Source organism: Rhizobium sp. BK275 (genome assembly GCF_014193555.1).
Classification (GTDB): domain Bacteria; phylum Pseudomonadota; class Alphaproteobacteria; order Rhizobiales; family Rhizobiaceae; genus Rhizobium.
In genome coordinates, this window is the sequence record NZ_JACHZL010000003.1 from 374949 (window position 1) to 389387 (window position 14439).

Annotated in this window: 12 protein-coding genes; 6 read left to right on the forward strand and 6 right to left on the reverse strand. The window is 59.8% G+C overall.

Going from position 1 to position 14439, the window contains the following annotated elements; genetic code table 11:
- Positions 1-55 precede the first annotated feature (55 nt).
- Entirely contained in the window at positions 56-223 is a 168-nt protein-coding gene (rpmG, locus tag FHT82_RS11765; RefSeq protein ID WP_003587245.1) for a 50S ribosomal protein L33, read from the forward strand.
- 760 nt (positions 224-983) lie between these two features.
- On the opposite strand, the gene FHT82_RS11770 is transcribed toward rpmG, so the two are convergent.
- Positions 984-2357, reverse strand: a complete 1374-nt coding sequence (locus tag FHT82_RS11770) for a PleD family two-component system response regulator (RefSeq protein ID WP_183730138.1) — start codon at positions 2355-2357, stop codon at positions 984-986.
- Positions 2358-2373: 16 nt separating this feature from the next.
- Complete coding sequence (locus FHT82_RS11775; protein WP_003547430.1) at positions 2374-2745, reverse strand: response regulator; 372 nt, start codon at positions 2743-2745, stop codon at positions 2374-2376.
- A gap of 132 nt (positions 2746-2877) precedes the next feature.
- Between FHT82_RS11775 and FHT82_RS11780 the strand changes: the two genes are divergently transcribed.
- Positions 2878-3192, forward strand: coding sequence for a DUF3572 domain-containing protein (locus FHT82_RS11780; protein ID WP_183730141.1), 315 nt, complete (start codon positions 2878-2880; stop codon positions 3190-3192).
- A gap of 2 nt (positions 3193-3194) precedes the next feature.
- Entirely contained in the window at positions 3195-3872 is a 678-nt protein-coding gene (locus FHT82_RS11785) for a hypothetical protein (RefSeq protein ID WP_183730144.1), read from the forward strand.
- Here the strand turns inward: FHT82_RS11785 and FHT82_RS11790 are convergent.
- Positions 3847-4434, reverse strand: coding sequence for a GNAT family N-acetyltransferase (locus FHT82_RS11790; protein ID WP_183730147.1), 588 nt, complete (start codon positions 4432-4434; stop codon positions 3847-3849). The two genes, FHT82_RS11785 and FHT82_RS11790, sit on opposite strands and share 26 nt — an antisense overlap.
- A 76-nt stretch (positions 4435-4510) precedes the next feature.
- On the opposite strand from FHT82_RS11790, the gene FHT82_RS11795 reads away from it, so the two are divergent.
- A complete protein-coding gene (locus tag FHT82_RS11795; RefSeq protein WP_183730150.1) occupies positions 4511-5800 on the forward strand; it encodes a DNA polymerase IV in 1290 nt (429 codons plus the stop codon).
- Here FHT82_RS11795 and FHT82_RS11800 read toward each other — a convergent pair whose 3' ends face one another.
- Positions 5801-7525: a GNAT family N-acetyltransferase gene (locus FHT82_RS11800; protein WP_183730152.1), complete on the reverse strand. Its 1725-nt coding sequence runs from the start codon at positions 7523-7525 to the stop codon at positions 5801-5803.
- A gap of 153 nt (positions 7526-7678) precedes the next feature.
- On the opposite strand from FHT82_RS11800, the gene FHT82_RS11805 reads away from it, so the two are divergent.
- Positions 7679-8929, forward strand: a complete 1251-nt coding sequence (locus tag FHT82_RS11805) for a L,D-transpeptidase family protein (protein WP_183730155.1) — start codon at positions 7679-7681, stop codon at positions 8927-8929.
- 3 nt (positions 8930-8932) lie between these two features.
- Here FHT82_RS11805 and FHT82_RS11810 read toward each other — a convergent pair whose 3' ends face one another.
- Positions 8933-9364: a helix-turn-helix domain-containing protein gene (locus tag FHT82_RS11810; RefSeq protein ID WP_183730159.1), complete on the reverse strand. Its 432-nt coding sequence runs from the start codon at positions 9362-9364 to the stop codon at positions 8933-8935.
- 141 nt (positions 9365-9505) lie between these two features.
- On the opposite strand from FHT82_RS11810, the gene FHT82_RS11815 reads away from it, so the two are divergent.
- Entirely contained in the window at positions 9506-10903 is a 1398-nt protein-coding gene (locus FHT82_RS11815; RefSeq protein WP_246698113.1) for an MFS transporter, read from the forward strand.
- 41 nt (positions 10904-10944) lie between these two features.
- Here FHT82_RS11815 and dnaE read toward each other — a convergent pair whose 3' ends face one another.
- Positions 10945-14430 (reverse strand): DNA polymerase III subunit alpha, encoded by a 3486-nt coding sequence (gene dnaE / locus FHT82_RS11820; RefSeq protein WP_183730162.1) that lies wholly within the window; start codon positions 14428-14430, stop codon positions 10945-10947.
- Between the last annotated feature and the right edge of the window lie 9 nt (positions 14431-14439).

The window sequence follows — 14439 nt, forward strand, 5'->3', positions numbered from 1 at the left end:
CCGTGGAGCCTATCCGGCTTTCCACGGCTTTCATTTTCTTAAAGGCAGGACGACCATGGCCAAGGCTACCACTATCAAGATCAAGCTTCTGTCGACGGCCGACACCGGTTTCTTCTACGTCACGACGAAGAACAGCCGTACGATGACGGACAAGATGACGAAGACCAAGTACGACCCGATTGCCAAGAAGCACGTCGAGTTCAAGGAAACCAAGATCAAGTAATCACTTGGTCTGACGGTTCTAGAAAAGCGCGCGCCTTCGGGTTGCGCGCTTTTTGTTTGTTTTGGACTTGCTGACGGCAATGTTAGCGCAAACAAAGAAAAACGCCGCCCTTCCATCTTCGGGAAGCGACGGCGTTTTTACGAAAAGGGGGTCGGCCAGCATGCAAAACGGCACGAGGAACCGTCTTAAATTGCGTACCAGCCGACCGACCCCACGACCCAGGAGATGCGGCGGACCTGAGCATCATGGGGTATCGACAGCTCCTCCATGGGAGCGTTTTCTGTTCTGAGCCGATAATTTGCGCAAAAATGAAAGAAAATCAACAAATTCTTAATGGTAAAATTTCAAGGCATGATTCTATGGTTAAAAGTCCAGTTTTGGTACGTGTAAAACGGCATCCAATTCTCTTTTACCAAGAGGACAATATTTGACCAAACTAAGAATTTCATAAATATATTGCAATAACACCATCACCCCTACCCTTACGTGAGGCACCGGCGTTACGTTTTCTGAAATACGATTTACGCGAACAAACCGCTCGGAAGGCTATTATAGTCCGCTCTTCTTTCTTCATTCCCTGCCTCTAGCTTTCGGGAGCAGGCGATACGCATTATCGGAAGAAACGCGCTTTAAAGTCCTTTTTTGGGCTATCGGGTTGAAAAACAAGCGTCTTCGTTGCAGCCGTCAATATTAAATATTCGTAAGGTTCAGTTACCGCCAGTGGATAACCGAAAGCGATGCGTTACGGCACATTGTGCGGTCAGGCGGCCGAGGCCACGACCCGGTTGCGCCCGGTGTTTTTCGCTTCATAAAGCGCAAGGTCTGCCTGCTTCATAAGTTGGTCGGGCGTTATGACCGAGGCGATACGCGAGGATATACCGAAAGAGGCCGTGATATTCAGTGTTTCGCCTGACGACTTCAGCAGGAAGGGTGTGGTTTCGATGGCTGCGCGCAGGCGCTCGGCAACGGCCGCAGCAACTTCGGGCGAGGTGTCCGGCATGACGACGACAAATTCTTCCCCGCCGTAACGGCAGGCAAGATCAGCGCCGCGGACGGTCGAGCGCACGCGGTTTGCGAATTCCTTCAGCACTTGGTCGCCGCCATCATGGCCATAGGTATCGTTGACCTGCTTGAAGCGGTCGATATCGGTAATCAGGATCGAAAGCGGCCGACCCCGCGCCATCGAACGGTTGAAGAGCACGTTGAGATGGTTGTCGAGATAACGGCGATTGCTGAGACCGGTCAGTGGATCGGTGACGGCAAGCTCGATCGTCTGCTTGACACTGGCGCGCAGGCGGTCGTTGTAACGCTTGCGGCGGATCTGCGTCAGGCTGCGGGCGACCAGCTCGTTCGGATCGACAGGGCGGACAATATAGTCGTTGACGCCGAGATCGAGCGCCCGGATGACCATCTCGTCGGCGCCCTGCTCCGTGATGATCAGGATCGGCAAAAAACGGGTCCGCTCCAGCGAACGGAACTGCGAGCAGAGCCGCAGCGGGTCGTAATCATCGAAATTGGCGTTGACGATGACAAGTTCGAAGGCGCTCTCGGCCGCTTCGAAAAGGGCAGCCTGCGGATCGGAAATGGCGAGAACATCGGCGACAGGCTTCAGCGTTTTGATGATGCGTTCCTGCGAGTTGGCGCGGCTGTCGACCAGCAATACCTGCCCAGCCTCGTCGGAGCGTCCGTCGCCAGAGCGCATCAACTCATCCATGCCCATCGTATGGGCGGTCTCGGCGCGCACGCGCAGTTCGTCACTCAGTGTCTTCAGGCGCAGCAGGCTTTTTACGCGGGAGATGAGCTGCAGGTCGTTGACGGGCTTCGTCAGGAAATCATCGGCACCGGCCTTCAGGCCGCGCACGCGGTCGGCCGACTGGTCGAGCGCGGTCACCATGACGACGGGAATATGCGCGGTCTTGGGATTGGCCTTCAGCCGCTCGCAGACTTCGAAACCGTCAATGCCGGGCATCATGATGTCGAGGAGAACGAGATCGACCTGGTTGCGGTCGCAGATCGCCAGCGCCTCGTAGCCGTCGGCCGCGGTCAACACGTCGAAATATTCCGCCAGCAGCCGCGCTTCGAGCAGCTTCACATTCGCTGGAATATCATCAACAACCAGTATTCGCGCAGTCATAATCTCTTCCGATGCCTCAGGCGTCGCCCAAATAAGTCTTGATCGTCTCAATGAATTTCGGAACGGAGATCGGCTTCGAGACATAGGCCTCGCAGCCGCCCTGTCTGATCCGCTCCTCGTCGCCCTTCATGGCAAAGGCCGTGACGGCGATGACCGGGATCACATGCAGTTCGTCGTCTTCCTTCAGCCACTTGGTGACTTCGAGGCCGGAAACTTCCGGAAGCTGAATATCCATAAGTATAAGGTCGGGGCGATGTTTGCGCGCAAGATCAAGCGCTTCCATGCCGTTGCGGGTCTGGATCGTGGTATAGCCCGAGGCCTCGATGAGGTCGCGAAAGAGCTTCATGTTGAGCTCGTTATCTTCTACAATCATCACCTGTTTGGGCATGATCAGCTGTCCCTACGTCCGCTCTTGAAGCCAAATGTCCATGATAAAGACATTAGCTGACAAATGGCTTCATGAAACCGATAGTGCAAGCTACCGGTATTTGGTTGAAGAAAAGGTAACTCGACCACCGCAATGCAAAGCAATTTCAAGACTTCGAAACAACTTGCGGCGACAGCCGATCCGCAAGAAACGGCCATCGCCGTCCTTGGCTGGCTTGCGAACGACCCGGATCTCTTCGGTCGCTTCCTGGCATTGACCGGCGTAGAACCGAGCCAAGTGCGCAATGCCATCAATGATCCCGGCTTTCTCGCCGGTATGCTGGATTTCCTCATGAACCATGAGCCGACGGCGATCGCCTTCTGTGAGGCGACGGACACGACACCCGAAGCGCTGACGGCGGCATGGCGACACTTCTCGCCACCCGGCCTCGATTCCGGAGAATATTGATCGTGAACGACAGCGCCGAACTCGACATCTCGCATATCCGCCTTAGCGACAGGCCGCTCATCGTCTGCGATGTCGATGACGTCGTACTGCAATTCATCGATCCCTTTCAGTTATACCTCAAGAGCCTCGGCCATGAATTCCTGCCGCGCTCCTTCCGGCTTCACGGCAATGTCGTCTCGCTTGCCGACGGGCTTGCGCTTGAGGATCAGCATGTCAGCCGGCTGATCCTGGAGTTCTTCGAGGCCCAGGAAAGCTGGCAGACGCCCATCGATCCTGTCGTTTCGACACTCGAACGCCTGTCTGATGATGCCGACATCCTGTTCCTCACCGCGATGCCGCCGCAGTTTTCCGCTCATCGCCGACGCCTCCTGGACCGCACCGGCCTCACTTTCCCGCTGCTGGCCAGCGAACAGCCGAAAGGACCGATCGTGCAGGCGCTGCATGGCGGTCGCGACCTCCCGGTCGTCTTTATCGATGATATGGCGCGCAACCTGCATTCGGTGAAGGAGCATGTGAGTGCTTGTTTGCTCATCCATCTCATGCCGGACTCGCCCGTTCATCGCCTCGCACCGGCGGCCGCTGAGGATATTAAGCGGGCACGGGACTGGGCGCACGCCGCCATGCTCATTGACCAGCATCTTGCGGCAGACACCATCAGGCGCGCAAATCCAGCCGCATGAGCGGTCGGCCGTCCTTGCGCCGCGCAATCGTCTCGAAACCGACAGCATCGAAAATAGCCGTCGAGCCGATGCAGAGCGTGACGGATTTCGACTGCTTCACATGGTCGATCGGACAGGCTTCCAGCAGCCGCGCACCTTGGCTGCGGGCATAATCGACGGCGCCGGCAAGCAACCTGTGACTGACCCCTTTCCCGCGCAGCTTCGGCAGCAGGAAGAAGCAGCTGACCGCCCAGATCGAGGGATCGTGCGCATCGCCATCCTCCAGCGGCCGCGAGACCGTGCGCGGCGAATTGAACTGCGGCACGTCGTGGCGTGGCCCCACTTGCACCCAGGCCACTGGCTCGCCTTCGACATAACAGAGAATGCCCGGCGGCGGCCCCGCCGCGATGCGGCCGTGCATATAGGCCTTGCGCTCCGCGGGCTCCATCTTGGTGCGGACGGCATGCGGAAGGCGCAGCGCCACACACCAGCAATTGTAAAAGGCACCCTGCGGGCCGAATAGCGCCTCGAAGTCATCCCAGCGTTCGGCGGTGACAGGCTCGAAACGAAGATCGATATCCACGGCCAAGCTCTCCTCCCTCTCTTGAGACTCGAAAGCTTAGGGCGTAATGTTGCGATGTTCAACCTTTGTTCTCACCATGACGCCTGCACCTGACAAGACACCCGGCTTCTGTCGCGACTGCCTTGCCGGGCAGAAGGGTGAGGCGCGCCGTTGCCATGCCTGCGGCAGCCCCCGCCTCGTGCGCCACAAAGAGCTCTATGACCTGACGCTCGCGCATATCGATTGCGACGCTTTCTATGCCGCCGTGGAGAAACGCGACAATCCGGAGCTCGCCGACAAGCCCGTGATCATCGGCGGCGGCAAGCGTGGCGTCGTCTCTACCGCCTGTTATATTGCCCGCATCCATGGCGTCCGCTCGGCCATGCCGATGTTCAAGGCGCTGGAGGCCTGCCCGCAGGCGATCGTCATTCGTCCCGACATGGAGAAATATGTAAAGGTGGGAAGGCAGGTCCGCGCGCTGATGCAGGAGTTGACGCCGCTGGTGCAGCCGCTCTCCATCGACGAGGCCTTCCTGGAACTCGGCGGCACCGAGCGGCTGCACCACGATCCGCCGGCCCGCACATTGGCGAAGTTTGCCCGCCGCATCGAGAAGGAGATCGGCATCACCGTTTCGGTCGGACTTTCCTATTGTAAGTTCCTCGCCAAAGTCGCCTCCGATCTGCAGAAGCCGCGTGGCTTTTCCGTCATTGGGCGCGAGGAAGCGGTCGAGTTCCTGGCGCCTCGCTCGGTGACGACCATCTGGGGCGTCGGCAAGGCTTTTGCTGCGGCGCTCGAAGCAGACGGCATCCGCACGATCGGCCAGTTGCAGGGGATGGAGGAGAACGACCTGATGCGCCGTTACGGCAGCATCGGCCAGCGGCTCTCCCGCCTGTCACGCGGCATCGACGACCGCGAGGTGCATATCAACGATGCCGCAAAGAGCGTTTCGGCCGAAACCACCTTCTTCGACGATATCTCGCGTTATGACGATCTGGTGCCGATCCTGCGCAATCTCTCGGAAAAGGTCTCCTGGCGGCTGAAGAAGAACGGCATCGCAGGCCATACGGTCGTACTGAAGATGAAGACGGCCGATTTCAAATCCCGCACCCGCAACCGCCGCCTCGAAGACCCGACACAACTTGCCGACAAGATCTTCCGCACCGGGATCGAGCTTCTGGGGAAGGAAGCCGACGGCACGAAATTCCGCCTGATCGGCATCGGCGTCACCGATCTCGGCGATGCCGGCCGCGCCGATCCGCCCGATCTCATCGACCAGCAATCCGGCCGGCGTGCGGCGGCGGAAGCTGCCATGGACAAGCTGCGCGACAAATTCGGCAAAGGCACGGTTGAAACCGGCTACACATTTGGCGGCAAGGGCAACCGATAGCTACGCCAGCACGGTCTCCTGAAGCGCTGCGTCCCGGTTCTTTATTGCTTGAGCATAGCCCGGATCGATCGCGATCGCGCGGTCGTAGCTCTCCACCGCCTCGTCATGGCGTCCCAGCCGCCGCAGCACATTGCCGCGATTGTTGAAGGCGATGGCATGGCCAGCATCCAGCGCGATGGCCCGGTCGTAGCTTCCAAGCGCTTCTTCGAAATTCGAAAGACGCGCAAGTATATTGCCGCGATTGCAATAGGCCGAAGCGGAGACCGGTTTCACCTCGATCGCCTTGTCGACACAGTCCTTGGCTTCGCCGAGAGCGCCTTTCTGTAGCAGCAGCAGCGCCAGATGCTGCAGAGCATCGAAATGCTCAGGCACGATCGCGATCACATCGCGGTAGCCCGCTTCCGCCGCGACCAGATCGCCGGCCCGGTGCCGTTCGGCAGCCGCGCTGAAATGGGCTGCGGGATCGCTCACCAGTCTCGGCCGCTGCGTTGCTTCTATTTTCGCCAACAGTGAGGTTGCGGGCGCATGTGCATCGTCGGCGACAAGGATCTGCCGGCAGCAGAGTTCTGCCGACTCCGGGTTTCCACTTCTGAAAAAATGTGCCGCCTGATGCATGGCGCTATCCAGCGAGCGCGAGTCGAGGCGATCGCCGATATTGCGGCCGGAGAGCGTGGAGACCTGCAGCTTCTCAACGATATGGTGTTCGGAGCCCAAAAGATCCTTGTAGCCGTAATTGCCCGTGCCGAGATCGTAGGTTCGGTAGCCGTTCTCGATGCCCCAACGCATATTGTAGCAATGGAGCAGGAAGCCGGGGCTGATCGAGCGGCGGAAAGTCAGGTCGCGGCTTCCGAGGAAGCACATCATCGATTTGCGGTGGGGATCCAGGAAGCTGATGAAGGTGCAGACCGGCTTGTCCTGATGCCAGAGGATCGGCATGAAGACCGAACCGTCCTCTATGCAGGCCGGCAGCATGTGACGGCTGTTATCGAGGATGAACTTGCCGTAGCGCGGCTGACGCTCACCCCACTGGACGTTCCACATCCCGTAGAAGATTTCGAGATCGCGCTCCATTGTCTCCGGCGTCACATGCGTGATGCGCAGCTCATTGTCCGGCGCGACGAGATCACGCAGCGCCTTTCGCGCGTTGCGCCGCGTCTTGGCACCGATGCGCTCGTCCAGGAAGGTTTCAAAGACCTCGCCAAGCGGGACGTAGACATAGACGTCGTGGTCGATGTTTTCGCCATCAGCTGTGATATGCGGCCGGCGCGGAACTTTCCTCCTTGAGAATTCTGAGGCAGAAAAGCCCGCCAGAAACCTCTTCAGTCTCGCTTCGGACATATAGACGTCATCAAGATCGAGATGTTTCCAGTTGAAGCTCTGCAGGCAATCGGCGAAAGCGCCGAGCACCGCCTCGGCGTCCTCAGGATGCGTCAGAAGGCCGTTATAGCCGGCATAGGGCGTGCCGCCGAGGCGCACGATATTGCCAAGGCCCTGGCCTTCCTCGAAATCGACGTGGAGCTGAATGGGAAGGAAAGCTACATAGCGGTCATCCGCCTGCCGCCGCTTGGCGGCAAGAACGAACCATAATGACCGCCGCTGCAGCCATTGCGCCATCCAGTGCCAGGAAAGGAAATAGTGCGCTTCCGGGTCGGCGGCGTATACCTCGTTCCAGTTATCCTTCAGGGCATGCAGATCATCGAACGCAGAAACAATATCGACATGCATTTCCAAGTCTCCCCCAAGACTTCCCTTATTTTAGATTTGCATAAAATTGAATATCCCACAATCTCGTGATCAAAACGCGATGGCGTATTCAAGCCTTCGTTAAACTTCGCATGCTTAACTCGCGTGGTTTTTGTGCATGTGGTGTATTGCGTCATGTCTGTGCGTGTAGGTGTCCTTATCGGGTTGCTGTCGGCGACCGCCCTTGTCGATCCTGCTTTTGCAGCCGGTGCGCGTACGCTGCAGATATTCGTTTCCAAGGACAGGCAGTCGCTGACCGTCTATGACGGCGCGGAGGTCGTGGCGACCTCCAAGATCTCGAGCGGCAAGGACGGGCATACGACGCCGAGCGGCATCTTCTCGGTCATCGAGAAGCAGAGATACCACGAATCCAACATATATTCGAATGCGCCGATGCCCTTCATGCAGCGGCTGACATGGTCCGGGATCGCCCTGCATGAGTCCAATTCCGTGCCGCGCTACCCGGCCTCGCATGGTTGCGTGCGCATGCCCGACGCGTTTGCGAAATCGCTCTACAAGATGACCGAGATGGGCGTACCCGTCATCATCACCGACAGTGAGCTGACGCCCGAGCCGATCGACCATCCAACACTTTTCCGTCCCGACCGGCCCGAGCCGTCACCGCTGCTTTCCGACGTCGAGCTTCGCCCGGCCATCGGCGACGCGAAGACGCAGGTGCAGGTCGCCATGAACGAGACGACGGCTGCCCTGCCGATGCCGATGATCCAACTGCAGGCGCCTGCTGCGGATACCGCGCCGATCAGCATGCTGATTACGCGCCGGACGCTGCGTGAAAACGTCATCGACATCCAGACCTTCCTGAACAAACTCGGCTTTGCTGCCGGCGAGCCCGACGGGCTGGCCGGTCCCGCGACGGTTCAGGCCATCAATGCCTTCAAGGCGTTGCGACCAACCGAATTTGCCCGTGACAAGGGCCTGATCACGGATACTCTCCTCAGGGAAGTTTACGCCGCGGCAGGCAAGGGCGAACCGCCGAATGGCGTCATCATGGTGCGGCAGGATTTCAAGCCGCTCTTCGAAGCGCCGATCACGATTGCCGATCCGGGGCTTGCGCTCGGCACCCACTTCTTCTCGCTGCATGCCGTGGATGAGGCGGCCGGTACAGCCGATTGGCTGGGCGTCACGCTGGAAAACAATCTCTCTCGCGAAACGGTGAAGCGGCTCGGTATCGCCAATCAGGAAAGCTCCATCATCAGCGGCCGTCCTATCGCGAAGGCACTCAGCCGCATCTCGATGTCAGAAGAGACCCGTCATCGGATCGACGCACTGATCTCGCCCGGCTCGACACTGACAATCACAGATACCGGCCTCGGTTCCGAAACCGGCGAGGGCACGGAATTCATCACCATCACTCGCGAGAGCTGAGACCTACCAGAGCTTCTCGCTGGCGCGCTCGTCATAGCTTCGGCGAGCGGAGATGATCTTCGCCTGGTTCGTCTCGGTCCAGACGACGAGCGCCTTGATGGTCTCATGCAGTGTGCAGCCGAGTTCCGTCAGAGCGTAATCGACCCTTGGCGGCACCACTGGATAGACTGTCCGCTCGATCAGCCCGTCGCGCTCGAGCTGGCGTAAGGTCGTCGTCAACATGCGCTGGCTGATGCCATCGATGCTCTTGCGCAATTCGGTAAAGCGCAGAGTGCGCTTTTCAAGCAATGCGATAACCAGCAGCGACCATTTGTCGGCGATGCGATCCAAAATCTGACGCACCTCGCATTCCTCCCGCGAATCCCACTGGTGGATGTCGTAGTCGCGCTCGGTGCTGCAGCAGTCACTCGGTGAGTTTGAAGTGCCTTCTTCCATGGGTTCGAACCATGCCTTATGTCAGCTTTGGTTACAATAGGGAACCGAGGATTATAATGTAACCATTCTCGCTCTTCCCTGCTTCACGACAAGGAAATCATGATGTCTACAAGTCCTCCACTTACGGCGGAGAGCGGAAGAATGAGCCGCAGTGCTGCCGGCATGCTCGCCGTTCTCTGCGGCGCGATCTTCCTCGAAGGCGTCGATGCGGCCATGCTCAATATCGCGCTGCCCTCGATCCGGGCCGAGCTTGGCCTTTCGACCACGACGCTGAGCGCCGTCGTCTCCGCCTATGTGCTTGCCTATGCCGGCCTGATGCTACTCGGAGGGCGGGTCGCCGACATGTATGGTAAGCGCAAAGTCTTCCTGACGGCGCTGACCGTATTCCTGCTCTTCTCCGGCCTCGGCGGCTTTGCGACCGAAGGCTGGATGCTGCTGACGGCCCGCTTCGTGACGGGCGCAGCGGCCGCCTTCATGACGCCGGCCGGCCTTGCGCTCATCAATGGAAGCTTTCCCGAAGGGTCACAGCGCAACAGGGCCGTGCTGATCTATGCCGGCACCGCCTCGGCCGGCTTCTCGCTCGGGCTCGTCATCGGCGGGCTTTTGTCGGCCGTCGGCTGGCGATGGGTGTTCTTCGCTCCGGTTATCTTCTCCGCCATTCTTCTGCTTGCCGGCATGAAGCTGATCGTGGAGGACAGGCAAGAAGCCGTCCCGCGCCAGAGGTTCGACATTGCCGGCGCCCTGACCCTGACCGGCGCCATGCTGCTTGCCGCCTATACGCTGACACGACTGGAACATGCGACCAACGACCTGACCTGGACGATCGCTGCGGCAGCGGCAAGCGCGGTGCTTTGGCTTGCCTTCATACTCATTGAGCGTCATTCACGTGCGCCGCTCGTGCGTCTCGGAATCTTCCGGTCTGCCACCATAGTACAATCCAACCTCGGAGCGATGCTCTTCACCGGTGCCTTCTTCGGCTTCCAGTTCATCGTCTCGCTCTATCTGCAGGAACTGTTGGGCTGGTCCTCGTTCGAAACCAGCCTTGCCCTGATCGTCATCGGCATGGACGCCATTCTCGCACCGCTGCTGACGCCTCTGCTCGTCGAACGCTTCGGCAATGGACGCGTGGTGCTTGGCGGCTTTGCAATCGCTGTTGCGGGCTACGCGCTCTTTCTCCGCATGGGGCTCGATTGGACCTATGCGGCGATGCTGCCATCGACGATCCTTCTCGGCCTTGCCTTCTCGCTCGGCTACGGCCCACTGACGATCATCGCGACTGAAGGTATTGCCGAAAACGAACAGGGGCTGGCGAGCGGCCTGGTGAACACTTCGTTCCAGTTCGGCGCAGCGCTCGGCCTCTCCGCCGTCAGTGCTGTCGGCACACTTGCTCTCGGCGAGGGTGAAAGCCCGTCCGAACGGCTGGAGGCGCTGCGGACCGCTTTGCTGGTGCCGGTCGCGGCGACGTTGATCGGCATGGTCATCATGGGCTTCGGCAGAGGCCGCTGTGCCGATGCATCCTGCCGATTGCAGGCCGGCTGAAAGCAAAGGCAACCGGCACAGTGCCGGTCGCTCTTTCCCGTTCAGACGAGTTCGACGTCGACGACGCCAGGGGCAGCTCGCAAGGCCGCGGCGATCTCCGGCGTGATGCGGTACTTGTCCTGCAACACCACCTCGACCTCGCGCTTGCCCTCTTCCTTGATGACGATGAAGGAGACGAGGCCGTCGCCCTTGGCGTTCAGATGTGCTGCGACAGCGCGCAGCGGGCCGGAGTCGCGGACATAGACGCGCAGCGCCTTTTGCATCTGCAACGACTTTTCTTCCAGCGACTGGATGGTCTGCAGCCGCAGGCTCACGCCTTCCGGTCGTTCCTCGCCGATCGCGGTGATGACGAAGGACTTTCCGGGCTCCAGTATGTCACGGTACTGGTTCAGCATTTCGGAGAAGAGCACGGCTTCGAACTGGCCGGAGGAATCCGAAAAGACGATGATGCCCATCTTGTTGCCGGTGCGTGTCTTGCGCTCCTGCTTGGAAATCACCGTACCCGCCAGCCGCCCGTTCGCAGCGCCCTGCTTCACCGCCGTCGAGAAGTCCGCGAAGGTCTGGACGCGCATCTTCTGAAGGATGTTGTTGTAGCTGTCGAGCGGATGGGCGGTCAGGTAGAAGCCCAGCACCTGGAATTCCTTAAGCAGCCGCTCCGAGGCAAGCCACGGCGAGAATGGCGGCAGGGCGATCTTTTCCGGACCTGAAGACAGCGCTCCGCCGAAGATATCGGACTGACCGCTCAGCTTGTTTTCTTGGGCGCGCTGCGCATAGCCGAGCACGCGGTCGAGGCCGGCTGAAAGCTGGGCGCGATCCAGATTGAAGCAATCAAAGGCGCCGGCATAGATCAGGCTTTCCAGCACACGGCGGTTCACCTGGCGCGGATCGATGCGCAGGCAGAAATCCTCGATGCTGGCAAAGGGCTTATCTCCGCGCATTTCGACGATGTGATCGACAGCGGATTCGCCGACACCCTTGAGAGCCGCAAGCGCGTAATAGATACGGTTATCGCCGGTCTCGAACTGGCGGAAGGAGGTCTGAACGGAGGGCGCGATGACCTCGATACCGAGGCGCTTGGCATCCTGCCGGAAGTCGTTGACCTTTTCGGTGTTCGACATATCGAGCGTCATCGACGCGGCCAGGAACTCGACCGGATAGTGCGCCTTCATATAGGCCGTCTGGTAAGAGACGATGGCGTAGGCGGCGGCGTGCGATTTGTTGAAGCCGTAGTTTGCGAACTTTGCGAGCAGTTCGAAGATGTTGTCGGCCTGCGGCTTCGACACGCCGTTCTTGACTGCGCCGTCAACGAAGCGCTCGCGCTGCTGGTCCATTTCGGCCTTGATCTTCTTACCCATGGCGCGACGCAGAAGATCGGCTTCGCCGAGCGAATAGCCCGACAGGACCTGGGCGATCTGCATCACCTGTTCCTGGTAGACGATAACGCCCTGCGTTTCCTTGAGAAGATGGTCTATCGTCGGGTGGATCGATTCCAGTTCTTCGTCACCGTGCTTGCGGGCATTGTAGGTGGGAATATTCTCCATCGGGCCGGGACGGTAGAGCGCCACGAGCGCGATGATGTCTTCGATGCAATCCGGCTTCATGCCGATCAGCGCCTTGCGCATGCCCGCACTTTCAACCTGGAACACGCCGACCGTCTCGCCGCGCGAGAGCATCTCGTAGGTCTTCTTGTCGTCGAGCGGGATCTTGGCGAGATCCACCTCGATGCCACGCTTCTTGCAGAAATCGACGGCGACCTTGAGCACGGTCAGCGTCTTCAGGCCAAGAAAGTCGAACTTCACGAGGCCGGCCTGCTCCACCCACTTCATATTGAACTGGGTGACCGGCATGTCGGACCGCGGATCGCGATACATCGGCACGAGCTTCGACAGCGGGCGGTCGCCGATCACGATACCGGCGGCATGGGTCGAAGCGTGGCGATAGAGGCCTTCGATCTTCTGGGCGATATCCAAGAGGCGCGCGACGACCGGTTCCCTGGCGGCCTCCTCTTGCAGCTTCGGCTCTTCCTCGATCGCCCTGGACAGAGGCGTCGGGTTTGCCGGGTTGTTCGGCACGAGTTTGCAGATCTTGTCGACCTGGCCGTAGGGCATTTCCAGCACGCGGCCGACGTCGCGCAATGCGGCGCGCGCCTGCAGCGAACCGAACGTGATGATCTGCGCCACCTGCTCGCGGCCGTATTTCTGCTGCACGTAACGGATCACCTCTTCGCGGCGGTCCTGGCAGAAGTCGATATCGAAGTCCGGCATCGAGACGCGTTCCGGATTGAGGAAGCGCTCGAAAAGCAGCGAGAAGCGAAGCGGATCCACGTCGGTAATCGTCAGCGCGTAGGCGACCAATGAGCCCGCACCCGAGCCGCGGCCCGGGCCAACCGGGATGTCATGCTGCTTGGCCCATTTGATGAAGTCCGCAACGATCAGGAAGTAGCCGGGGAACTTCATGCGCTCGATAACGCTGAGCTCAAATTCCAGCCGCTCGCGGTAATCCTTCTCCTCATAGCCAGCCGACATGCCGAGGGTGGCAAGGCGCATGTCGAGCCCCTCCTCCGCCTGCCGGCGAAGTTCGAGCGACTCTGCGCGCTCTGCCTCCTCTGGATCATCGGTCGCACCGGTGAAGCGCGGCAGGATCGGCTTGCGGGTCTTCAGCACGAAGGAGCAGCGCCGGGCGATCTCGACGGTATTTTCCAACGCCTCCGGGAGATCAGCGAAGAGCTTTTCCATCTCCGCGCGGCTCTTCAGGTAGTGATCCGGCGAGAGACGGAAACGGCTGTCGTCGGAGACGATGGCGTTATGGGCAACCGCCATCAGCGCGTCGTGTGCGTCGTAATCGTCACGGGTCGGGAAGAAGGCCTCATTGGTCGCGACCAGCGGCAGATCATGCTTGTAAGCAAGGCCGATGACCTTCTGTTCGTGCCGCTTGTCATAAGTGCCGTGCCGCTGCAGTTCGACATAAAGCCGGTCCCCGAAGATGCGCTTCAGCGTCAGCAGCCGTGTTTCCGCCGCGGCGGCATGACCGTCCTTGAGTGGCATGTCGACCGGGCCGGTCGCGGCACCCGTCAGGGCGATCAGCCCTTCCGTGCCGATCTCATCCAGCCAGGAGGAACGGATATGGATGGTCGAGTTGCCCTCGCCACCGAGATAGGCGCGGCTGACGAGATCGACCAGCCGTTCGTAGCCTGCGTCGGTGGCGGACAGAAGCACGATGGAGGGCAGCTTGACCAGCGCCTGCTGGCCGCCCCGCTTCTCGGTTTCGAGACCGTCTTCCATATCGATCGACACCTGGCAGCCGATGATCGGCTGCAGCCCCTCATCCATCGCTTTCTGGGAGAACTCCAGTGCAACGAAGAGATTGTTGGTATCGGTAATGGCAATCGCCGGCTGGCTGTCGCCCGACGCCTTGTAGAGGATCTTTTTGAGGGGCAGCGCGCCTTCGAGCAGCGAATAGGCAGAGTGAACCCTCAGATGGACGAAGCCCGGTTTTCCGCCGATCGCACCCTGTTCCGCATCCGCCATGACATGCCC